The sequence below is a fragment of the Parafrankia discariae genome, assembly GCF_000373365.1.
GTDB lineage: Bacteria > Actinomycetota > Actinomycetes > Frankiales > Frankiaceae > Parafrankia > Parafrankia discariae.
In genome coordinates, this window is record NZ_KB891219.1 from 108,367 (window position 1) to 132,184 (window position 23,818).

At 72.5% G+C, this 23,818-nt stretch carries 14 protein-coding genes; all 14 read left to right on the forward strand.

The features are described 5' to 3' along the window. Positions 1-198 precede the first annotated feature (198 nt). The 14 genes from trpB (at position 199) to meaB (ending at position 23,540) form a co-directional block, all read left to right on the forward strand. Positions 199-1,515 carry a tryptophan synthase subunit beta gene (trpB, locus tag B056_RS0117600; RefSeq protein ID WP_230203071.1) on the forward strand — a complete coding sequence of 439 codons (1,317 nt, stop codon included), beginning with the start codon at positions 199-201 and terminating at the stop codon, positions 1,513-1,515. Positions 1,516-1,631: 116 nt separating this feature from the next. Next, the gene (gene trpA / locus B056_RS0117605; protein WP_051105662.1) at positions 1,632-2,486 is read left to right on the forward strand and encodes a tryptophan synthase subunit alpha; all 855 of its coding nucleotides are present in this window, start codon (positions 1,632-1,634) and stop codon (positions 2,484-2,486) included. A 126-nt stretch (positions 2,487-2,612) separates the two neighbouring features. Then, a complete protein-coding gene (gene lgt / locus B056_RS37000; RefSeq protein ID WP_035751817.1) occupies positions 2,613-3,770 on the forward strand; it encodes a prolipoprotein diacylglyceryl transferase in 1,158 nt (385 codons plus the stop codon). A 474-nt stretch (positions 3,771-4,244) separates the two neighbouring features. Beyond that, positions 4,245-8,879 carry a glutamate synthase large subunit gene (gene gltB / locus B056_RS0117615; RefSeq protein ID WP_018503183.1) on the forward strand — a complete coding sequence of 1,545 codons (4,635 nt, stop codon included), beginning with the start codon at positions 4,245-4,247 and terminating at the stop codon, positions 8,877-8,879. Positions 8,880-9,114: 235 nt separating this feature from the next. After that, a complete protein-coding gene (locus tag B056_RS0117620) occupies positions 9,115-10,560 on the forward strand; it encodes a glutamate synthase subunit beta (protein ID WP_018503184.1) in 1,446 nt (481 codons plus the stop codon). Between the two features lie 223 nt (positions 10,561-10,783). After that, positions 10,784-11,383: an adenylate kinase gene (locus tag B056_RS0117625; RefSeq protein WP_018503185.1), complete on the forward strand. Its 600-nt coding sequence runs from the start codon at positions 10,784-10,786 to the stop codon at positions 11,381-11,383. 184 nt (positions 11,384-11,567) lie between these two features. Further along, positions 11,568-13,886: a PI-PLC domain-containing protein gene (locus B056_RS0117630; RefSeq protein WP_018503186.1), complete on the forward strand. Its 2,319-nt coding sequence runs from the start codon at positions 11,568-11,570 to the stop codon at positions 13,884-13,886. A gap of 387 nt (positions 13,887-14,273) precedes the next feature. Next, positions 14,274-14,882 (forward strand): L,D-transpeptidase family protein, encoded by a 609-nt coding sequence (locus tag B056_RS0117635; RefSeq protein WP_018503187.1) that lies wholly within the window; start codon positions 14,274-14,276, stop codon positions 14,880-14,882. A gap of 265 nt (positions 14,883-15,147) precedes the next feature. Next, the gene (locus tag B056_RS0117640) at positions 15,148-15,603 is read left to right on the forward strand and encodes a tellurite resistance TerB family protein (RefSeq protein ID WP_026239812.1); all 456 of its coding nucleotides are present in this window, start codon (positions 15,148-15,150) and stop codon (positions 15,601-15,603) included. Positions 15,604-15,820: 217 nt separating this feature from the next. Further along, positions 15,821-16,738, forward strand: coding sequence for a sulfite exporter TauE/SafE family protein (locus B056_RS0117645; RefSeq protein WP_018503189.1), 918 nt, complete (start codon positions 15,821-15,823; stop codon positions 16,736-16,738). 527 nt (positions 16,739-17,265) lie between these two features. Further along, on the forward strand, positions 17,266-18,348 hold the full coding sequence (locus B056_RS0117650) for a type IV toxin-antitoxin system AbiEi family antitoxin domain-containing protein (protein WP_230203047.1): 1,083 nt from the start codon (positions 17,266-17,268) through the stop codon (positions 18,346-18,348). Between the two features lie 70 nt (positions 18,349-18,418). Further along, positions 18,419-20,323 (forward strand): methylmalonyl-CoA mutase subunit beta, encoded by a 1,905-nt coding sequence (locus B056_RS0117655; protein WP_026239813.1) that lies wholly within the window; start codon positions 18,419-18,421, stop codon positions 20,321-20,323. Further along, positions 20,323-22,545, forward strand: a complete 2,223-nt coding sequence (gene scpA / locus B056_RS0117660) for a methylmalonyl-CoA mutase (RefSeq protein ID WP_018503192.1) — start codon at positions 20,323-20,325, stop codon at positions 22,543-22,545. The genes B056_RS0117655 and scpA overlap by 1 nt, the downstream gene beginning before the upstream one ends. Next, complete coding sequence (gene meaB, locus B056_RS0117665; RefSeq protein WP_018503193.1) at positions 22,542-23,540, forward strand: methylmalonyl Co-A mutase-associated GTPase MeaB; 999 nt, start codon at positions 22,542-22,544, stop codon at positions 23,538-23,540. Before scpA ends, meaB begins: the two co-directional genes overlap by 4 nt. Positions 23,541-23,818 lie beyond the last annotated feature (278 nt).

Here is a 23,818-nt window from a genome sequence, read left to right on the forward strand (position 1 = left end):
GTCGGGCGAGCGGTCGCCGCCGGGCCCTGGTCCAATCGGTGCTCTGTGCTCGGAGCGTCTCCGGGCGGCGGCCCGGTCCCGCACGTCACCTCGGTGGGGGTGGGCGCCGGTACAGTCGGGGCCGTGACAGCTCGATCCGTCGACACCACCGCCGACCTGACCTCCGACCCGGCTTCCGCCATCGATCAGAGCAGTGCCATCGACCCGGGCCGCGCGACCGGCTCGGTCGAGGCCGGCGCCTGGTCGGCCGCCCAGGCCGCGGGGAACTGGCAGGCGGTACCGGACACGGCCGGCCACTATGGCCGTTTCGGTGGGCGGTTCGTCCCGGAGGCGCTGTTCGCGGCGCTCGACGAACTCACGGCGGCCTACGCGGCCGCCCGGGTCGACCCCGCCTTCGTCGACGAGCTCGACCGCCTGCTGGCCAGCTACGCCGGGCGCCCCACCCCGCTGACCTCGGCCGACCGGCTCACGGAGCGGATCGGTGGCGCGCGCATCCTGCTCAAGCGCGAGGATCTCGCGCACACCGGCTCACACAAGATCAACAATGTTCTCGGGCAGTGCCTCCTCACCCGCCGGATGGGCAAGACCCGGGTGATCGCCGAGACCGGCGCCGGTCAGCACGGCGTGGCCACCGCCACCGCCTGTGCCCTGCTGGGGCTGGAGTGCGTCGTCTACATGGGCGAGGAGGACACCCGCCGGCAGGCGCTCAACGTCGCGCGGATGCGCCTGCTCGGTGCCGAGGTGGTCCCCGTCGCGTCGGGCAGCCGCACCCTGAAGGACGCCATCAACGAGGCCATGCGCGACTGGGTGGCCACCGTCGACTCGACCCACTACTGCATCGGGTCAGTGATGGGCCCGCACCCGTTCCCGATGATGGTCCGCGACTTCCAGCGGATCATCGGCGTGGAGGCCCGCCAGCAGACGCTCGACCTGCTCGGCCGCCTGCCCGACGCCGTCGTCGCCTGTGTCGGGGGCGGGTCGAACGCGATGGGCGTCTTCCACCGCTTCATCCCCGACACCGAGGTCGCCCTGATCGGCTGCGAGGCCGGCGGCGACGGAGTGGCGACGGGCCGCCATGCCGCGGCGATCGCCGGGGGCGCGCCCGGGGTCCTGCACGGCATGCGGACCTTCCTCCTCCAGGACCCGGACGGGCAGACCCAGGTCTCCCACTCCATCTCGGCCGGCCTCGACTACCCGGGCATCGGCCCCGAGCACGCGCTCCTGCACGAGACCGGCCGGGCCAGCTACCGGGTGGTCGACGACAGCGCCGCGATGGAGGCACTGGCGCTGGTCGCGCGAACGGAGGGCATCCTCGTCGCGATCGAGAGCGCACACGCCTTCGCCGGCGCGTTCGAGGTGGCCCGCGAGCTGGGGCCGGACGCCGTCGTCCTGGTCAACTGCTCCGGCCGGGGAGACAAGGACGTCGACACGGCCGCCCGCTGGTTCGATCTGCTGGACACGGACGCCGAGTCCCGGGGCGAGGGCGCAGCCCCGGCCACCGAACCGTCCGCCTGACGACAACGACGAGGAACGGACGCACGGTGCGGAGTCAAGTGGCGCACGACCAGTCGGCCCGGCAGACACGGGCCCAGGACCAGCCGGCAGCCGACCAACTGGCAGCTGACGGGCCGGTGCGCGGCCGGCCCGAGCAGTCCGGGCGCCCGGCCCGGCCCGGCGGGCCGAGCCGGCTCGACGAGGCCTTCGCGGCCGCGCGCAAGGACGGGCGGGCGGTGCTCGTCGGGTATCTCCCGGCCGGGTTCCCGACGGTGGAGCGCGGCATCGTGGCGATGCGGGCGATGGTCGCGGCGGGTGTGGACGTCGTCGAGGTCGGCCTGCCCTACTCGGATCCGACCATGGACGGCCCGGTCATCCAGGACGCCGCGGACATCGCGCTGCGCGGCGGTGTGACCACCAGGGACGTGCTGCGCACGGTCGAGGCGGTCGCCGAGACCGGGGCCCCCACCCTGGTGATGACCTACTGGAACCCGGTGGAGCGGTACGGCATGGAGGCGTTCGCCGCCGACCTCGCCGCCGCCGGCGGTGCCGGGGCGATCACCCCCGACCTGCCGCCGGAGGAGGCCGGCCCGTGGCTCGCGGCCAGTGCCGCCCACGGCCTCGACCCGGTCTTCCTGGTCGCGCCGAGCTCGACCGTCGAGCGGCTGCGGCTGGTGACGGCGCACAGCGGCGGTTTCGTCTACGCGGCGTCGACCATGGGTGTCACCGGGGCGCGTTCCGCCGTCGGGGTGAAGGCGGCCGGCCTGGTCAGCCGGGTGCGGGAGGTCACCGACCTGCCGGTGGCGGTTGGCCTCGGAGTCAGCACCGGTGCCCAGGCGTCCGAGGTGGCCGGCTTCGCTGACGGTGTCATCGTGGGCTCGGCGCTGGTCCGGGCCCTGGCAGCCGATTCGCGGGGCGGTGCCGACGGCGTCGACGCGATCGAGCGGCTGGCGGTCGAGCTCGCCGCCGGCGTGCGTTCCGCCACGGTCTAGACGAGGCCCTCCGGGCGGCCGCTCCACCCGCCTCCGGGCGGCCGGTGGCGTGGCCGCGCGGGGTCTCCGGGCAGTCGGCGGGCTGGCCTCGCTGCCGGCCGATGGCGGGGAGATAGCCTGACGCTCGTGGTGTTCGCTGCGATACCGAGTCCTTCCCGAGGGGTCGTCCATCTGGGACCGCTCCCGTTGCGGGCCTATGCGTTGATGATCGTCCTGGGGATCATCGTCGCCGTGGCCGTCACGGCCCGGCGGTTGCGAGCCCGGGGCGCGGATCCGGTGATCGCCAGTGAGGTGGCGTACTGGGCGGTCCCGTTCGGGATCGTTGGCGCGCGGATCTACCACGTCGTCAGCAGCCCCGAGGCCTACTTCGGTACGGACGGCGATCTGCTGGCCGTCTTCGAGGTGTGGAACGGCGGCCTGGCGATCTGGGGCGCGGTCTCCGGCGGCGCGCTCGGCGCCTGGATCGCCTGCCGCCGGATGCGGGTCTCGTTCGGCCTGTTCGCCGACGCGCTCGCGCCGGGCCTCGCCCTCGCGCAGGCGATCGGGCGCTGGGGGAACTGGTTCAACCAGGAGCTCTACGGCCGCGCGACGGACGTGCCCTGGGCGGTCCGCATCGACCCGGCCCACCAGATGATCCCGGGGGTGGCGACCTACCACCCGACGTTCCTCTACGAATCGCTGTGGAACCTCGCGGTCGCCGGGGTGCTCCTGCTGGTCGACCGCCGGTGGCGACTGGGTCGCGGCCGGCTGTTCTTCCTCTACGTGGCGCTCTACACCATCGGACGGCTGTGGATCGAGGCCCTGCGGATCGACACCGCCGAGAAGATCCTCGGGCTGCGGGTCAACATCTGGGTCTCGATCGTGGTCTTCCTGCTGGCGCTGCTCGCGCTGGCGCTGGTCCGTCGCCCGATCGACCCGGACGTCGGCTGGACCGGTCCCGCCGGGACCGGCGCCGCCGCCACCGGCAGCGCTGCCGGTGGCGACCCGGCCGCCGTCGGCACGGCCACCGCGGACGCGGCCACCAGTGACGACGGGACGGCAGCCGCGGACGCGGTCACCCCGGTCGGCGCTGCCGTCGGTTCCGCGGTGGAAATCGGCGGCACGACTGCCGGCGGGGCCACCGCCGGCGGTGGCCCCGCGGTCGCTCCCGGCACGGGGCCGGTCGACGGCCAGGCCGGGCCAGGTGGCCCCGCCGGGCCGGCCCGCGGCGCGGTCGGCGGCGGTGACCCGCTCACCGAGCCAGCCGAGCCCGGCCGGACGGCGCCGTCCGCCCAGGACCAGTGACCGGGGCGCGCGGCCTCGCCCGGCAGCGTGGATCACTGACCCGGCCGCCGGTCGTCCCGCGCCCGGGTCGGCGACCTGGGTCGACCCCGGCGGCCTGAGCCGGTCTTATGTTCCGGGATCTCGGCCGCCGGCGGCCGAGATCCGTACACTGCGGACCGGTAGGGAGCCGTCACCCGGGCCGGCTGTCCGTCCCGTCCCGGTCGGCGGGTGACGCGTTCGGTGACAACGATGTTGCCTTGCTGTGACATTTCCTATCGTTGGTGCCTTTTACCTGAACTTCATTGATCGTCCAGGAAATCTGCCGTCATCTTGCTGTGACCTGGAGGACATTAGCGATCACGGCGGATCCGGCGCGCTCATGGCACACTCGGTACAGGCGTGGAGCTGGCGACCAGCCCGTCATCTCGCCGCGCCGCCCTCCGGACAGCGTCGTCCGCTCCCATCGGCCCTTGAAGATGGACAGGACACCGCCGGATGCCGACTGCGCAAGGTCTCTACGACCCCACCTTCGAACACGACGCGTGTGGCGTCGGCTTCGTCGTCGATGTGCACGGCCGGCGCAGTCATGAGCTGGTCGATCAGGGTCTGACCGTGCTGCGCAACCTCGACCATCGAGGCGCGTCGGGCAGCGATCCCGACACCGGTGACGGCGCCGGCATCCTCGTTCAGGTCCCGGACGGCTTCTTCCGTGACGTCGTCGAGTTCGCGCTGCCGGCGCCCGGCCGGTACGCGGTGGGCACCGTGTTCCTGCCGCAGGTCGCCGGCGAGCGCGACGACGCCGTGCGGACCATCAGCCGGATCGTCCGTCAGGAGGGCCTGCGCGTCCTGGGCTGGCGGGAGGTCCCGACCGTCAGTCACATCGTCGGCCACGCCGCCCGCGAGGTCGAGCCTTGGATGCGGCAGATCTTCCTCATGCTGCCCGGCACGCCGACGCGGCCGCGCGTCGCGCCCGGCGACGCCGAGGTCACCGGCGCTGACAGCGCCGGCGGGGCCGGTACCGCGGCCCTCGCCGCCGATCCCTCCGCGCCGACGACCGGGCCCGGCGGCCTCGACGCCATGGAGCTCGAGCGCCGCGCCTTCTGCGTGCGCAAGCGGGTGCGCCGGGAGACCGGCGTCTACATGCCCTCGCTGTCGTCGCGGACCATCGTCTACAAGGGCATGCTGACGACCCATCAGCTCTCCGCCTACTTCCCGGACCTCGACGACCCGCGGTTCACCAGCGCCATCGCGCTGGTCCACAGCCGGTTCTCGACGAACACGTTCCCGAGCTGGCCGCTGGCCCACCCGTACCGGCTGATCGCGCACAACGGCGAGATCAACACGGTGCGGGGCAACCGCAACTGGATGCGGGCGCGCGAGGCGCTGCTGGCCAGCGACCTCATCCCCGGTGACCTGTCCCGGCTGTTCCCGATCTGCGCGGACGGCGCCAGCGACTCGGCCAGCTTCGACGAGGTGCTGGAGCTGCTGCACCTGGGCGGCCGGTCGCTGCCGCACGCGGTGCTGATGATGATCCCCGAGGCGTGGGAGAACCACGAGGAGATGGAGGCGGCCCGCAGGGCCTTCTACCGCTTCCACTCCGCGCTCATGGAGCCCTGGGACGGCCCCGCGTCCATCGCGTTCACCGACGGCACGGTCATCGGCGCGGTGCTCGACCGCAACGGCCTGCGCCCGTCCCGGTACTGGGTGACCGACGACGGCCTGGTCGTGATGGCCTCCGAGGTCGGCGTGCTTGACATCCCGCCGCACCGGGTGGTGCGCAAGGGGCGGCTGCAGCCGGGCCGGATGTTCCTCGTCGACACGGCGCAGGGCCGGATCGTCAGCGACGACGAGATCAAGTCCGAGCTGGCCACCGCCGCCCCGTACGAGGAGTGGCTGCACGCGGGGCTGATCTCCCTCGACGACCTGCCCGAGCGCGAGCACGTCCTGTACGGGCACTCGTCGGTCATGCGCCGCCAGCAGGTGTTCGGCTACTCCCAGGAGGAGCTGCGGATCATCATCGGCCCGATGGCCCGCACCGGGGCCGAGCCGATCGGGTCGATGGGCACCGACACCCCGGTCGCGGTGCTCTCCAGCCGGCCGCGGCTGCTGTTCGACTACTTCACCCAGCTGTTCGCGCAGGTCACCAACCCGCCGTTGGACGCCATCCGGGAGGAGCTGGTCACCAGCCTCGGGCGCACCCTCGGCCCGGAGGGGAACCTGCTCGCGCCGTCCCCGGCGTCGGCGCGCATGGTGTACCTGCCGTTCCCGGTGATCAGCAACACCCAGCTCGCGCGGATCATCGGCATCAACGACGACGGTGACATGCCCGGGTTCGCCTCGGTGACCGTTCGTGGTCTCTACGACGTCGCCGGCGGCGGGGCGGCGCTGGCCGCGCGCCTGGCGGAGATCTGCGCCGGGGTCAGTGAGGCGATCGCCGACGGTGCCCGCATCGTGGTCCTCTCCGACCGCGACTCCGACGAGCGCAAGGCGCCGATCCCGTCGCTGCTGCTGACGGCCGCCGTCCACCACCACCTGATCAGGGAGAAGACCCGGACGAAGGTCGGCCTGATCGTCGAGTGCGGCGACGCCCGCGAGGTGCACCACATCGCCCTGCTCACCGGGTACGGCGCGGCGGCGGTCAACCCGTACCTGGCGTTCGAGTCGATCGACGACCTGCTCGCCCGCGGCGAGCTCACCGGCATCGAGCGCGAGCAGGCCGAGAAGAACCTGATCAAGGGCCTCGGCAAGGGCCTGCTCAAGGTGATGTCCAAGATGGGCATCTCGACGGTGGCGAGCTACACCGGCGCCCAGGTCTTCGAGGCGATCGGGCTCGCCCAGGAGCTCGTCGACCAGTACTTCGTCGGCACCCCGAGCCGGCTGGACGGCGTCGGCATCGACGTCATCGCCGAGGAGGTCGCGGCCCGCCACCGGCGCGCGTATCCGACCGTCCCGTCCGAACTGGCGCACCGCACCCTCGAGGTCGGCGGCGAGTACCAGTGGCGGCGTGAGGGCGAGCTGCACCTGTTCAACCCGGAGACGGTCTTCCTGCTCCAGCACGCCACCCGCAGCCGCCAGTACGACCTGTTCCGCCAGTACACGGCGAAGGTCGACGGCCTGTCCCGGGAGAACGCGACGCTGCGCGGGCTGTTCGAGCTGCGTACCGGCGGGCGGGCGCCGATCCCGATCGACCAGGTCGAGCCGGTGTCGGAGATCGTGAAGCGGTTCGCGACCGGCGCCATGTCGTACGGCTCGATCAGCGCCGAGGCGCACGAGACGCTGGCGATCGCGATGAACCGCCTGGGCGGGAAGTCGAACACCGGCGAGGGCGGCGAGGACGCGCGCCGCTTCGTCCCCGACGAGAACGGCGACCTGCGCCGCTCGGCGGTCAAGCAGGTCGCCAGCGGCCGGTTCGGCGTGACCAGCGAGTACCTGGCGAACGCGGACGACATCCAGATCAAGATGGCGCAGGGCGCGAAGCCCGGCGAGGGCGGTCAGCTGCCGGGGCACAAGGTGTACCCGTGGATCGCGCGGACCCGGCACTCCACCCCGGGCGTGGGCCTGATCTCGCCGCCGCCGCACCACGACATCTACTCGATCGAGGACCTCGCCCAACTCATCCACGACCTGAAGAACGCCAACCCGAAGGCGCGGGTGCACGTCAAGCTCGTCGCCGAGGTCGGCGTCGGGACGGTGGCCGCGGGTGTCTCCAAGGCGCACGCCGACGTCGTGCTGATCTCCGGCCACGACGGTGGCACCGGCGCCTCCCCGCTGACCTCGCTCAAGCACGCCGGAGCCCCCTGGGAGCTCGGCCTCGCCGAGACCCAGCAGACGCTGCTGCTCAACGGCCTGCGTGATCGGATCGTCGTCCAGGTCGACGGCCAGATGAAGACCGGGCGGGACGTCGTCGTCGGCGCGCTGCTCGGCGCCGAGGAGTTCGGTTTCGCCACGGCGCCGCTCGTCGTCGCCGGCTGCGTGATGATGCGCGTCTGTCACCTCGACACCTGTCCGGTCGGCGTGGCGACGCAGAACCCGGAGCTGCGCGCCCGTTTCACCGGCCGGCCGGAGTTCGTCGAGGCGTTCTTCACCTTCATCGCCGAGGAGGTCCGGGAGCACCTGGCCGCCCTCGGGCTGCGCAGCATCGCCGAGGCGGTGGGCCGGGTCGACCTGCTGGACGCCCGCGCCGCCATCGACCACTGGAAGGCGTCCGGGCTCGACATCACCCCGCTGCTGCACACCCCGGAGCGGCCGTTCGGCGGCTCGCTGCACTGCACCGCCAGCCAGGACCACGGCCTCGACAAGGCCCTCGACAACTCCCTGATCCAGCTCTGCGAGGGCGCCATCGAGGACGGCCGTCCGGTCTGGCTGGAGATGCCGATCCGCAACGTCAACCGGACGGTCGGGACCATGCTCGGCTACGAGGTGACGAAGCGGTACGGGGCCGCCGGGCTGCCCGACGACACGATCTCGCTGCGGTTCACCGGCTCCGCCGGGCAGAGCTTCGGGGCGTTCGTGCCGCGCGGGATGACCCTGACCCTCGAAGGCGACGTCAACGACTACGCAGGCAAGGGGCTCTCCGGCGGGCGGATCATCGTCTTCCCGCCGAAGGAGTCGCCGCTGCGAGCCGAGGAGAACACCGTCGCCGGCAACGTGCTGCTCTACGGCGCGACCGCCGGCGAGGCGTACTTCCGCGGCATCGTCGGCGAGCGGTTCTGCGTGCGCAACTCCGGAGCCACCGCGGTGGTCGAAGGCGTCGGCGACCACGGCTGCGAGTACATGACCGGTGGGACGGTCGTCGTTCTCGGGCCGATCGGCCGCAACTTCGCGGCCGGGATGAGCGGTGGCGTGGCCTACCTGTACAAGCCGGTCAGCCAGCGCATCAACACCGAGATGGTGGACGTCGACCCGCTCGACGACGACGACCGGTCCGCGCTGCGCGCCGTCGTCGAGAAGCACTACCGGGAGACCGGCTCGGCCATCGCGTCCCGGGTGATCGGCAACTGGGCCGACGCCCAGGAGGACTTCGTCAAGGTCATGCCGAAGGACTACAAGCGGGTGCTGGCGGCGATGCGCAGCGCCGAGGAGCAGGGCCTGTCGGTGGAAGACGCGATCATGGCCGCCGCCCGGGTCTGACCGGCGCGGCGGCTCTCCTCGCGGCGATCCTTCGCGCGAGCGCGGATTTCGGAGGACGATTCTCCGCGGGCGATTCTCCGTGTCGTCGTGACCCCAGGACCACCGACCGACTGACCGACCGAACGAACGTCGACCGACATCACGGCCGAGAACGCGACGCCCCGGCGTACCCGAACCGTCAGGGGCACGCGGGGCGGACACGTCACAGCGGCCTCATGGAACCGACAGGAGCGGCATGGCTGACCCGACTGGCTTTCTCAAGCATCGCCGGGAGCTGCCCACGCGCCGCCCGGTGGACGTGCGCATCACCGACTGGCGCGAGGTGTACGAGTCGTTCCCGGAACCGGCGCTGCGGCACCAGGCGGGCCGGTGCATGGACTGCGGCATCCCGTTCTGTCACGAGGGCTGTCCACTCGGGAACATCATTCCCGAGTGGAACGACCTCGCCCGGCGCTCGGACTGGTCCGAGGCGATCGAACGGCTGCACGCGACGAACAACTTCCCGGAGTTCACCGGGCGGCTCTGCCCCGCGCCGTGCGAGGCGGCCTGCGTGCTGGGCATCGGGGACGACCCGGTGACCATCAAGCAGATCGAGGTCACCATCATCGACCGCGCCATCGCGGACGGGGCGGTCGTCCCGGTGCCGCCGTCGGTGCGCACGGGCCGTCGTGTCGCGGTTGTCGGCTCCGGCCCGGCCGGCCTGGCCGCCGCCCAGCAGCTCACCCGGGCCGGCCACGAGGTGGTCGTCTACGAGCGGGCCGACCGCGTCGGTGGCCTGCTCCGCTACGGGATCCCCGAGTTCAAGATGGAGAAGCGGGTCCTCGACAACCGCCTGGCGCAGATGGAGGCGGAGGGGACGTCGTTCGTCACCTCGTGCAACGTCGGCGTCGACATCACCGCCGACGAGCTGCGCTCGTCCTACGACGCGGTCGTCCTGGCCGGCGGGTCGACGGTGGGGCGTGACCTGCCCGTCCCCGGGCGGGAGTTCAAGGGCATCCACCTGGCCATGGAGTTCCTGGTCCCGGCGAACCGGGTGCAGCAGGGGGACCTGGCCGAGACGACGATCTCCGCGGCCGGGAAGCGGGTCGTGATCATCGGTGGTGGTGACACCGGGGCGGACTGTCTGGGCACCTCGCACCGACAGGGCGCTTTGTCCGTGCACCAGCTCGAGATCATGCCGCGCCCGCCGGCCACCCGGCCGCCGGCGAACCCGTGGCCGTCCTTCCCGATCGTCTACCGGGTCTCCAGCGCGCACGAGGAGGGCGGCGAGCGGGTCTTCGCCGTCTCCACCGAGCGGTTCGTCGGCGACGACGAGGGCAACGTGCGGGCATTGCTCATGCACGAGGTCCAGATGGTCGACGGGCGGTTCCAGAAGGTCGAGGGCAGCGAGACCGAGCTGCCGTGCGACCTGGTGCTGCTGGCGATGGGCTTCGTCGGGCCGGAGCGTCCCGGCCTGCTCGAGCAGCTCGGTGTCGAGCTGGACGCCCGCGGCAACGTCTCCCGTGACCTCGGCTGGTCGACGTCGGTGCCCGGCGTGTTCGTCGCCGGTGACATGGGCCGCGGCCAGTCCCTGATCGTCTGGGCCATCGCGGAGGGGCGCTCGGCGGCCGCCGCCGTCGACCGGTACCTCACGGGGACGACCGACCTGCCGGCTCCGATCCTGCCGACCCGCCGGCCCTGACCGCGGACCCGGTCGGGTGTCCGGTCGGGTGTCCTCGTCCGCCGGTCCGGGTGGGCCGGCGGACCCGTCCACCCGTCCGTGCGCCCCCGGTTGTGACCGGGGGTGGATTTCGCCTGCTGGGGAGGTGAACCGTTGGGGGACTCGCCCGCGCCGCGTCCGGTCTGCCCTGGTTCACCGTCGCGGCACCTCTACCGGAGGCCAACCAACCGGTACCGTGCAGGCCATGAGGCTCGTGCTGCTCGGCCCGCCCGGCGCCGGCAAGGGGACCCAGGCCGCGCGGATCAGCGCGCGCCACGGCCTGCCGGCGATCTCGACGGGTCAGCTCTTCGACCAGCAGATCTCCGCCGGGTCACCGCTCGGCCGGCGGGCCGAGCACTACGTCCGGGCCGGTGAGCTCGTCCCGGACGAGATCGTCCTGGACATGGTCGCCGAGCGTCTCGCCACCGGCATCGACTGCGGGGTGGGATTCCTGCTGGACGGCTTCCCCCGGACACTGCCGCAGGCCGAGGCGCTCGACCGCATGCTGACCGCCACCTGCGGGCCGCTCCACATGGTCCTCGACCTCGACGTCGACGAGACCGAGGTGCTCGCCCGGATCGCCCGGCGCTCGCTTTCCGAGGGGCGTCTCGACGACACCCAGGAGACGGCGCGGCGCCGGCTGAAGGTCTTCGCGGCGGAGACGGCCCCACTGCGCAGCCACTACGCCGAGCAGGGAATCCTGCGCACCGTCGACGGCACCGGCACACCGGACGAGGTCGCCGCCCGGGTCGAGGAGATCCTCGCGGCTGCGGCCCATCCCGAGCTCCGGGCGGCTCGTCCCTGACGTGACCTCCGGGTGTCCGGACGGGTCGGGAGATCCCATGGCGGGATAAATTGGACCCGTCAGTGACGGCACGCGGCGATAGTTCGGGGATGACCGGATGGGTTCTGGGATCCGGGCGCGCGCTCGCCGGCGGGCGGCCACTTCCGGCGCCGGGGTTGAGACTCCGGCGGGTTCCACCCCCGCTGTGGGGCACGGCCTGCCCGCGCCCAGGGACGGCGGTCTCTCCGCCACGGCTGAGGCGGCCGATTCGGACTCCGCGGGCCCGGACAGCCCCGGCGGTTCCGGCAGCCCCGGTCGCGCCTCGGGCGCCGGGTGGTCCCGGGCCCCGGGGGGGCGGGTCCCGCGGGACAGCCCTCGGCGGCGGGCGGCCCAGTGGGGGCTGGCCGTGCTGCTGGCGCTCGTCTGGCTGCCCTTCGTCGTGCTCTCCACCTCGCGCACGACCGTCCTGAGTGCCGACTTCTACTCCCAGGCGCTCACCGAGGCGAACGCCTACGACCGCCTCTACACCGAGGTACTGCCCGACCCCGCTGTCGAGTCCCTGCTCTCCGGCCTGCCCGTCGACCCCAGCCTGGTCACCGCGAACCTGCGCACGGTGCTGCCACCGTCGACGGTCGAGGCGATGACCGACGAGCAGATCGGGCGCATCGTCGACTACCTGCGCGCCCGCCAGGGCGACGTCGAGTTCAGCGTCGACCTGACCCCGATCTTCGGCAACATCTCCGGCCTGGCCAACCGCTACATCGCGGGCGAGATCGGTACCGGCACCAGCTACCAGGTCGAGTCGGTCACCCAGTTCACCCGTTCCGTCCTCGACGCGCTCGACGACATCGTCGCCGGCCGCCCGCCCACCGCGCTGCCCACCATGGAACTCTCGGCACAGGACACCGACCGGGTGGTCGAGGCGGTGCTCGGCCGGCTGAAGCCGGCGGAGCGCGACGCGGTGGCCGCCCCCCTGCGCGCGGACCTGCGCTCCGGCGACGTGGCCGGAGCGCTGGCCCGGGTCGGCCCGCTGCTGTTCGAGGGCGACGAGCGGGCGGTCGGTGAGATGCGCGCCCACCTCACCGACGGTGCGGTGCTCGACCTGGGCGTCCGCCTCTCCGACCTGCGCGACGAGCCGGCGATCAGCGCCGTCTCCAGGCTGCACGACGTCGCGGCGGCGCTCGACGGCCTCACGCTGGCGCTGCTGGGCCTCGCCGGGCTGATCTGCGTGGCGATCGTCGCGCTGGCCGCCGCTCGCGGCCGGTCCCGGACGCGGGTGCTGGCGGGAGCGGTCGTCGTCGCCGGGCTCGCGGCCGGCGTGCTGGGCGTGGTGCTGCGGATGCTGCTGCCGAACCCGCTGCTCGCCCTGGAGAAGCCGGGCGGCCCGCTGCCGCTGGGGGCCGGCGCGGTGCTCGCCGACTTCTCCCGGCACGCGTACGCCGACATCGAGTCCGACTACCTGCGCATCGTCGTCTGGACCCTCGTGGTGGGGCTGGTGATCCTCGGCGGCGCGCTGCTCGTGGCGCTCTCCGCGCGCTGGGGCCGGGCCGGCCGGCGCCGTCGGCTCGCCGCCGGCTTCGCCGTGGCCGCCCCGCTGATGATCGGGCTGACCTGGGTCGCCTTCCCGGGCGCCGCGGCGAACGCCCGGGAGCTGTGCAACAGCCAGGTCCGGCTGTGTGACAGCCGGTACGACGAGGTCACCTATCTGGCCACCCACAACGCGATGGCGACCAGCGAGGACCGCTTCCTCGGCCCGACCCAGGACCCGTCGCTGGTCCACCAGCTCGACCTCGGAGTGCGCGGCCTGCTGCTCGACGTCCATCACTGGACGACACCCGAGCAGGTGGACGCCGTCCTCGAGACGCTGCCGCCCTCGACCCGGGCGGCCATCGAGCCGCTGACCCGCAACGCCCGGTCAGCCCGGCCGGGGCTGTGGCTGTGCCACAACCTGTGCCAGCTCGGGGCGCTCGACCTGACCACGGAGCTGGGCAAGGTCAGGGACTGGATGGACCGCAATCCCACCGAGGTCGTGACGCTGATCATTCAGGACGAGGTGCCCGCCCCGGAGATCGCCGGCGCGGTCGCGCAGGCTGGCTTGTCCCGCGTCGTCGTCACCCCTCCGGCCGACGAGGACGGCGAGTGGCCCACCCTGCGGGAGATGGTCGATTCCGGCCGGCGCCTGGTCGTCTTCACCGAGATCCAGGACCTGCCCGGGACCTTCCTGCGCAGTTTCTACCGCTACGCGTCGGACACCCCGTTCTCGGTCGACTCCCCGGAGAAACTGACCGGCTGTGCCCGCCTGCGGGGAGCCGCGGGATCGCCGTTGCTCCTGCTCAACAACTGGGTGACGGACGCGGCACCCAGCCGGCAGGCCGCCGTGGTCGCGAATCGTGCCGACCGGATCCTCACACGGTCCAAACAGTGCGAGACCGAACAGGGCCGGCGCCCCACCTTCGTCGCGGTCGACTTCGTCAACATCGGCGACGCCGCCGCCGCGGTCGACCAGTTGAACGCCGCCAACTGACCGTTTTGTTCGTGAATGTCGAAGGCTATCCGGCTGATTCATAATTCTGAATGACAGGCAGCGCATTGTCGGTGCGGAAGACGGGACATCCCCGGCGGAGAACGTTTACTGAGCCCAGGGCAATATACGGCTATGGGTGGTATGGATCCTCGGCGCAGATCTCGCCGTTTCGAACACGCCAGATCGGTGACGGGAACACTGGTGATGTCCGCCGTTCTGGCGGGAGTGCCCGCCGGTCCCGGCCTCGCTCTCGTTCCCGGCCCACCGGGCGCGCCCGTTGTTCCCGTTGTTCCCGGTTCGCCTGTTGTTCCCGGTTCACCCGTCGTTCCCGGTCCACCGGTCCTGCCCGCACCGCCGGCTCCGCCGGAGCCGGTTCCCGCGATCGGAATGGACCTGCCCGGGCCGCTCGGCCCGGGTGACCGGGGAACATCCGTGCTCGCGCTCCAGCGGCGGTTGGTCGAACTGGGCTACTGGCTCGGTACGCCCAACGGGATCTACGGAGCCCTGACTGCGCAGGCCGTACTCGCCGCCCAGAAGGTCGGCGACCTGGAGCGTGACAGTCTGGTCGGCCCGGCCACCTGGGCCTCGCTGCGGCAGGGCCCCCGGCCGCTGGCCGTGACTCGTTTCGGCCTGGCACTGGAGGTCGACGTCGCGCGCCAGCTGCTGCTCGTCGTCCAGGACGGATCGGTCCGCGAGATCCTCAACACCTCGACCGGGACGGATCGCTGGTACGAGGTGCGCGGCCAACGCCTCCTCGCCGACACCCCGCGGGGTACCTGGCACGTGTACCGGCAGGTCGACGGGGTCGACCCGGGCCCGCTCGGCGGCCTGTACCGGCCGAAGTACTTCCACACCGACGGAATCGCCGTACACGGCTACGCGTCCGTGCCGGGGCGCGCGGCGTCCCACGGCTGCGTCCGGGTCACGAACGAGGCGATGGACTGGCTGTGGGCGGCGGGGATCGGCGCGATCGGGACGACGGTGCTGGTCCGCTGACGGCCCCGGCCGGATGCCCGCGGCCGGGCCTGAGCATGACCCGATCCCGGCGTGATCGTGTTGACGGGCCGGGTGGGGAGCGTCGTCCGCGGTCCGCGCGTTCACCTCGTGGGAGTCTTGTCTGATTCAGGCCCGGTCCCGTACCGGGCCTGGACCGACCCGGCACGCCCGACTCCGGTCGGGTGCGTCCGGCCCCGCGACCTTCGTGAGCGAACGACGCCGGGATCCTCGTGACACCGGACACGCCACCGGCAAAGGAGCACAGGTGCCGATCTGGAACCAGCTACGACAGTCCGCGCAGAGCATGCAGGGGCAGCTCAACGCGAAGAAGAACGATCTCAAGAGCGGTGCGTTCCGTGACGCCAGCATGGCGATGTGCGCGCTCGTGGCCGCGGCTGACGGCAGCATCGACCCGGTCGAGCGACAGCGGGTCGCGTCGCTGATCGTCGGGAACGACGTGCTGTCGAACTTCCCGGCCGACGACCTCCAGCGCCGGTTCAACGACTACCTGGGCAAGCTGCAGGCCGACTTCGACTTCGGCAAGGTCTCGATCCTCCAGGAGATCGGCAAGGTCAAGAAGAAGCCGACCGAGGCCCGCGCCGTGATCCAGATCGGCATTGTCATCGGCGGCGCCGACGGCAACTTCGACAAGACCGAGCAGGCGATCGTCCGCGAGGCGTGCTTCGCGGTGGGGATCAACCCGGAGGAGTTCGACCTCTGACCGCCGCGGGCCGGCGCTCTCCACTTCCTCGCGGCCTGGTCGCCTGAGAATCATCGGCGGTCGCCGGCCCGCCGCCCCTGCCCGCCCATCATGATCTGGGTCGCAATCCCTGGCAGCGGCCACCCGTCCGGACGACTGTGATTCCGTCGCTTCCAGCCCGGCGCGCCCGGTGGCGCTCCGGCCGGTCAGCGGCTCGTCACGACCGGACGGAGGTCAGGTGGGACCAGCCGACGCTGTTCTCGTCGCCGGGGCCGGCCTGCTCGCGGGGGGTGTGAACGCCGTGGCGGGCGGCGGCACCCTGATCGCCTTCCCGGCGCTGCTCGCCACCGGCCTGCCCGCCCTCACCGCCAACATCACCTCCTCGGTCGGGCTCGTCACCGGGTACGCGGGCGGCGCGCTGGGCTACCGGCGGGAACTGCGCGGGCAGACGTCCAGGCTGAAGGCGCTCGGGCCACCGGCGATGCTCGGTGGCCTCGTCGGCGCGGTCGTCCTGCTGCTCACCCCGTCGGACGGCTTCCGGTCCGCCGTGCCGTTCCTGGTGATCGTGGCCTGCCTCCTCCTGGCCGCGCAGTCGAGGCTGGCCGCACTCGTCGCCCGCCGCCGGGCGGCCGCTCTGGTGACCACCCCCCGGGGGGAGCCCGGGAAGCCGGCTGCCGGCAGGCCGGTCGCCGGCACGCCGGTTGCCGGTGGGCCGGTTGCCCGCACGCCGGTTGCCGGTGGGCTGGTCGCTGACGAGCCGGCCGCCGGTGGGCCGGTCAGGGGCGAACCGTCCGTCGGGGCCGTCACCTGGCCCACCCGGGTCGGGGTGTTCGTGGCGGGGGTGTACGGCTCCTACTTCGGGGCCGGCCTCGGTGTGGTTCTGCTCGGTGTTCTCGGCATCCTGCTGGTCGACGAGCTCCAGCGGACGAACGCCCTCAAGACCCTGCTCTCGTTCGGTGTGAACGCGATCGGCGTTGTGGTCTTTCTCGTCACCGCTCAGGTGTCCTGGGCGTACGCCGGAATCCTCGTCGTGACGTCGGCGGCCGGCGGGGTCCTCGGCGCGCGGGTCGCCCGGCGGCTTCCCGCGCCGGCGCTGCGCGCGGCTGTGGTCGTGCTCGGTCTGGTCGTGGCCTTGGTCCTGCTGATCCGCGGCTGACGATCCCGCCTGGCCTCCGGTGAGGCGGACGCACCCTGGGGCCTGGGGTCGGTGGCTCGGTGCCCGGGGCTGGTGCCCTGTGGCTCGGTGCTCGGTGGCTCGGTGCTCGGTGGCCGGTGCTCGGTGGCCGGTGGCCGGTGGCTCGGTGCTCGGTGGCCGGAGTCGGGGCCGGTAATGCGGTGAACCGGGTGTGTCCTGAATATCGTCTGGAAGCACGTCATCGCCGATGCTCCCGCTCGCCCTTTGCTATCGTTCTCGCCTTTTCGGGGTCGAATCCGGCGGGATTCAGCCCCGAAGGGGCGAGGTGGATATCAAAGGGCGAGTAGGGGACTCGTCGAAAACTTCCGAATGGCACACGAATTTCGTCTTTTCGCCCATTGGACGTCTTCGCTCCGTCGGACGAAAGTGCCCGTGTGTCGAAGAAGCCGAACGGACCGAACGCCCCGAGCTACCCGGCGAACCGGCGGAATGGGAGCCAGGAGAGCCGCCAGGGTCACCGGAGCCACGACGGTGGGCTGGGAAGCTGTGTGTACATCGCTCGCCGCCAGCACGGGCTGATCACCACCCGACAGGCCCTCGGCGCGGGCCTCACTCCGGATCTCCTGCGGCACCTGGTGCGCGCTGGGATGTGGCTGCGCGCCCGCCAGGGCATCTACGCCCTCCCCGGCGCCATGCCGAGCGCCGAGGACGAGGCGTGCGGCCGCCTCTCCGCTGACGGTCGGCCGCCACACTCCGTACCGAGGCGGCGGACCGTTCCTGGGGCGACCGCCACCGGCGCGAGCACCGACGCGGCTGCCGATCCATCCGGTCTGGCTGTCGATCTCCCCGGCCCACCCGTCAATGGCTCCTACCCGGCGGCGAAAGCCCGGTTGCCGTTTCGGGTGCGGGTTCGCGCCGCGCTTCTGGCGCGTCCCGGCGCGGTGGCGTGTGGCGTGACAGCCGGCCGGCTACTGGGCTTCGCGGGCCTTCCCCAGCCCGCCGACGACGAGCCGGTGCACCTGCGGCTGCCGGTTCACGGATCCAGGAGGCAGCTGGAAGGAACAGTCAGCCACTTCGGGCCGGTCGAGGCCGGCGAGCTGGTCGATCTCGACGGCATCCCCGTCACCGGGCCGGACCGCACCCTCGCCGACCTCGTTCTGGCCAGTTCGCGGGAGGACGCCGTCGCGATGATCGACGCAGCGCTGCACCGCCGGCTGGTGACGGGGCTCGACAAGGCGGTCGCGGCCTGCGCGAAGCGCCCCGGTGCCCGTCGGGTGGCCTCCTACTGGCCGCTCGCGGACGGCCGGGCCGAGTCCGTGCTCGAGACCCGCCTACGGCTTCTGCTCCACGACGCGGGTGTGCCCCCACCGTGCCTGCAGTGGCCCGTCACCGACGGCACAGGGCGACTCCTGGCCCGGCTCGACCTCGCCTGGCCCGGCGAGATGCTCGATGTCGAGGCGGACGGCGGAGCCGTCCACGAGCTGCCGCCGGCCCTTCACCGGGACCGCGAGCGGCAGAACCAGCTGCTGGATCTGGGCTGGCGGGTCCGGCGGGTCACCTGGGCCGACGTGCTGCGCACACCGGCGAAGGTCGTCACCTCGGTCACCGGATGGCTGGCGGCAGGCCCGTGACCGGCCGGGGAAGCTGTGACGGGAGGAACAATCCGGGCTCGTGGGGCCGTGGGCCCCTACGATCCGTCCCATGACCGTTCCACCGGTGGAGCTGGCGCTCGCCGCCGATTTTCCGGACTCGACGAGGGATGACTGGCGACGGCTGGTCCTCGGGGTGCTGCGAAAGTCGGGGGTCGCGGGCGAGGACACCGCCCCGGGCGAGGCCGAGGAGCTGATCGCCACCTCGACCTACGAGGGCATCCGCATCCGTCCGCTGTACGACGCCGTGGACGCCGCCGGCGTGGCCGGCTCGGGTCTGCCGGGGCTGGCGCCGTTCGTCCGTGGCGGCCGCCCGCAGGGCGCCAACACCGACGGCTGGGACGTTCGTGCGCTGCACACCCACCCCGACCCGAAGGCCGGCGGTCAGGCGGTGCTCGCCGACCTGGAGAACGGCGTCACCTCGCTGTGGCTGCGGCTCGGTCCGGCCGGGCTGCCCCTCGACGGGCTCGCCGAGGTCCTGCGGGAGGTCTACCTCGACCTCGCCCCGGTCGTCCTGGAGGCGGGCGCGCTCACCGGGGAGGCGTCCGCCGCGTTCCTGGCGCTGGCCGACGAGCGGGGTGTGCCGGCGTCCCAGCTCACCGGCGTGCTCGGCGCGGATCCGCTGGGGCTCGCGGCGCGCACCGGTGCGGCGCCGGACTTCAGCGTGGCCCGTGCGCTCGCCCCGCGCGTCGCCGCCGAGTATCCGCGCCTGCGGACGCTGGTCGTCGACGCCCGGACCTACCACGATGCGGGCGGGAGCGACGCCGAGGAGCTCGGCGCCTCGTTGGCGACCGGTGTGGCCTACCTGCGGGAGCTGACCGACGCCGGGCTGAGCGTGGCCGAGGCCCTCGGCCAGCTCGAGTTCCGCTACGCGGTGAGCGCCGACCAGTTCCTGTCGATCGCCAAACTGCGGGCGGCGCGGCGGCTGTGGGCCCGGGTGGCGGAGGTGTGCGGTGCCGCGCCCGCGGAGCGGGCGCAGCGCCAGCACGCGGTCACCTCGTCCGCGATGATGTCCCGTCGGGACCCCTGGGTGAACATGCTCCGCACCACCGTGGCCTGTTTCGCGGCCGGGGTCGGCGGAGCGGACGCGGTCACCGTGCTGCCCTTCGACGCCAGGCTCGGGCTCGCCGACGACTTCGCCCGCCGGATCGCGCGGAACACGCAGACGCTGCTGCAGGAGGAGTCGAGCCTGATCCGGGTGATCGACCCGGCTGGTGGCTCCTGGTATGTCGAGTCGCTCACCGACTCGCTCGCCGAGGCGGCGTGGGCGGTCTTCACCGAGATCGAGCGTGCCGGCGGGATCGCGGCCACGCTGGCGGACGGCTCGCTGCGGGCCCGCCTCGCCGCGACCTGGGCAGCCCGCGCGGACGCGATCGCGCACCGGCGCGACCCGCTGACCGGCGTCAGCGAGTTCCCCAACCTGGGCGAGAAGCTCCCCGAGCGGCCCGCCGCGCCGACGGCGACCGTCACGGCCGGGGGTGACGGCGGCCCCGGGCTGCCGATCATCACTTACGACCAGGACTACGAGGCGCTGCGCGCCCGGTCGGACGCGCACACCGCCGCCACCGGTGCCCGGCCCGCGGTCTTCCTGGCCACCCTCGGCGGAGCCTCGGCGTTCACCGCCCGCGCGACCTTCGCCGCGAACCTGTTCCAGGCCGGTGGGCTGGCCACACCCGACTCGGGCACCGGCACGGATCCGGCCGCGATCGCGGCCGCGTTCACCGCGTCCGGCGCGAAGGTCGCCTGCCTGTGCTCGGGGGACAAGGTGTACGCCGAGTGGGCGGCCCCGGTGGCCGAGGCGCTGCGCGCGGCGGGGGCCGCGCGGATCTGGTTGGCGGGCAAGGCCGGCCCGCGCGCGGAGACCGACGCCGCGGCGGGCGTGAGCGGGTACGTCTTCACCGGCTGCAACGCCGTCGAGGTGCTGCGGACGACCCTCGCAGAGGCGGGAGTGGCCTGATGTCATCAATCCCCGACTTCGCCGAGATCGCGCTCGGAGCACCCATCGGCGCGGACGCCGACGAGGCCCAGTGGCGGGTCGCGCTCGAGCAGGCCACCGGCAAGAACGCCGACGCCCTGACCTGGGACACCCCAGAGGGCATCGCGGTGAAGCCGCTGTACACCGCGGCCGACACGGCCGGCCTGGACTTCCTCGGCACCTACCCGGGCATCGCCCCCTACCTGCGCGGCCCGTACCCGGCGATGTACGTGACCCAGCCGTGGACGATCCGCCAGTACGCGGGGTTCTCCACCGCGGCCGAGTCGAACGCCTTCTACCGGCGCAACCTGGCCGCCGGCCAGAAGGGCCTCTCGGTGGCCTTCGACCTGCCCACCCACCGCGGGTACGACAGCGACCACCCGCGGGTCACCGGCGACGTGGGCATGGCCGGCGTGGCCATCGACTCGATCTACGACATGCGCCAGCTCTTCGACGGCATCCCGCTGGACCGGATGAGCGTGTCGATGACCATGAACGGCGCGGTGCTGCCGGTCCTGGCGCTGTACATCGTCGCCGCCGAGGAACAGGGGGTGGCGCCGGAGCAGCTCGCCGGCACCATCCAGAACGACATCCTCAAAGAGTTCATGGTCCGCAACACCTACATCTACCCGCCGCAGCCGTCGATGCAGATCATCTCGGACATCTTCGCGTACACCTCGAAGCGGATGCCGCGGTTCAACTCGATCTCCATCTCCGGCTACCACATGCAGGAGGCGGGCGCGACCGCCGACCTGGAGCTCGCCTACACGCTGGCGGACGGCGTCGAGTACATCCGGGCGGGCCTGGGCGCCGGCCTGGAGATCGACGCCTTCGCTCCCCGGCTGTCGTTCTTCTGGGCGATCGGCATGAACTTCTTCATGGAGGTCGCCAAGATGCGCGCGGCGCGCCTGCTGTGGGCGCGCCTGGTGAACCAGTTCGGGCCGACCAACGCCCGTTCGACGTCGCTGCGGACGCACTCGCAGACCTCCGGCTGGTCGCTGACCGCCCAGGACGTCTTCAACAACGTCGTGCGCACCTGCGTCGAGGCGATGGCCGCCACCCAGGGGCACACCCAGTCGCTGCACACCAACGCCCTCGACGAGGCGCTGGCGCTGCCCACCGACTTCTCCGCCCGCATCGCGCGCAACACCCAGCTGCTGCTCCAGCAGGAGTCCGGCACCACCCGGGTGGTCGACCCGTGGGGCGGCAGCCACTACGTCGAGCGGCTCACCTACGACCTGGCCCGCAAGGCCTGGGCGCACATCACCGAGGTCGAGTCGACCGGCGGGATGGCGCAGGCGATCGACGCCGGCATCCCGAAGATGCGCATCGAGGAGGCGGCGGCGCGCACCCAGGCCCGCATCGACGCCGGCCGCCAGCCGCTCGTCGGGGTCAACAAGTACCGGGTGGACGCGGACGAGGCCATCGACGTCCTGAAGGTCGACAACTCGGCGGTCCGGGTCGGTCAGATCGAGAAGCTGCGCCGGCTGCGCGAGGAGCGTGACAGCGGGGCCGTCGAGGCGGCGCTGCACGCGCTGACCGCCGCGGCGGACGCGGCCCGCGAGGGCAACCGGCCGTCCGACCTGGGGCACAACCTGCTCGCACTGGCCGTCGACGCCGCCCGCGCCAAGGCGACCGTCGGTGAGATCTCCGACGCCCTGGAGAAGGTCTACGGGCGGCACTCCGGTCAGATCCGTACGATCTCGGGTGTGTACCGGGATGAGGCCGGGCCGGCCCAGAACATCGCCACCGCCCGCGAGGCCGCGGCGGCCTTCGAGCGGGCCGAGGGCCGGCGCCCGCGGATCCTCGTCGCGAAGATGGGCCAGGACGGGCACGACCGCGGCCAGAAGGTGATCGCCACGGCCTTCGCCGACATCGGCTTCGACGTGGACGTCGGCCCGCTGTTCCAGACGCCCGCCGAGGTGGCCCGCCAGGCCGTCGAGGCGGACGTCCAGATCATCGGCGTGAACTCGTTGGCAGCCGGGCACCTCACTCTGGTCCCGGCGCTGAAGGAGGAGCTGGCGGCGCTCGAGCGTGACGACATCCTCGTCGTCGTCGGCGGCGTCATCCCGCCGCAGGACTTCGACGCGCTGCGCGCCGCCGGTGCCGCCGCGATCTTCCCGCCCGGCACGGTCATCGCGGACGCGGCGATCGAACTGCTGGCCACGCTGTCCGACCAGCTCGGCCACACCGCGGCGCCTTGACCGCACTGGCCCGCCGGCCCGTCGACGTCGCCGCGTACGTCGACGGTGTCCTCGCGTCGTCGCGGATGTGGGTCGCGCGCGCCATCACACTGGTCGAGTCGACCCGATCCGACCACCGGGAGGCCGCCCAGCGGCTGCTGGTGACCCTGCTCCCGCACGCGGGGAAGGCCCGCAGGGTCGGGATCACCGGCGTCCCCGGGGTCGGCAAGTCGACGTTCATCGACGCGCTCGGCACGACGCTCACCGCGGCCGGGCACCAGGTGGCGGTGCTCGCGGTCGACCCGTCGTCCACCCGCACCGGCGGGAGCATCCTCGGCGACAAGACCCGGATGGAGGCCCTGTCCGCCGACCCGGCCGCGTTCATCCGGCCCTCACCGACCGCGGGGACCCTCGGCGGCGTCGCCAAGGCCACCCGCGAGGCCATGGTCATCATGGAGGCCGCCGGGTACGACGTGGTGCTCGTCGAGACGGTCGGGGTCGGCCAGTCCGAGACCACGGTCGCCGACATGGTCGACACCTTCCTGTTCCTGACCCTGGCCCGGACGGGCGACCAGCTTCAGGGCATCAAGAAGGGCGTTCTGGAGCTGGCGGACGTCATCGCCGTCAACAAGGCGGACGGGCCGCACGAACTCGACGCGCGCCGCGCGGCGCGAGAGCTCGCCGGGGCGATCCGGCTGTTGCAGGGCGGCGCGCGGGAATGGCAGACCCCGGTGCTGACCTGCAGCGCCGCGGAACGGACCGGCCTGGACACGATCTGGGCGCAGGTCCTCAAACACCAGGACACCCTCGACGCCTCCGGTGAGCTCGCCGCCCGCCGCCGCCGCCAGCAGGTCGACTGGATGTGGGCGATGGTGCACGACCGGCTGCTGTCCCGCCTGCATGACGACCCGCGGGTCGCGAACCTGACCGGGGACCTGGAACGCCAGGTCGAGGACGGCGAGCTGACGCCGACACTGGCCGCCGACGTGATCCTGCGGGCATTCGAGTCCGGTTAGCCCCGGCGGCCGTCGAGGCGGTGCCCGACCGGTCGACGTGAGCGGCGTTGAGCCGCGCTGGAAGGTCTTTCCGGCGCCGGCTCGGGCCTCGCGCCAATGTCCGGTACCGGATAGGGAAACGTCGGTCTGTACGCCTACGATGTGCCGGTCGGCCTGTTTCGTTGACTGTTAAACGACCCGTTTCGCGCTTTGACGGTGTCGGGGGCATCGGGGGCGGGCCGGGGGACCGCGCGGCGTGCATCGTCTGCCGTGGCGGGCGGCGAACGAGCACACCCGGA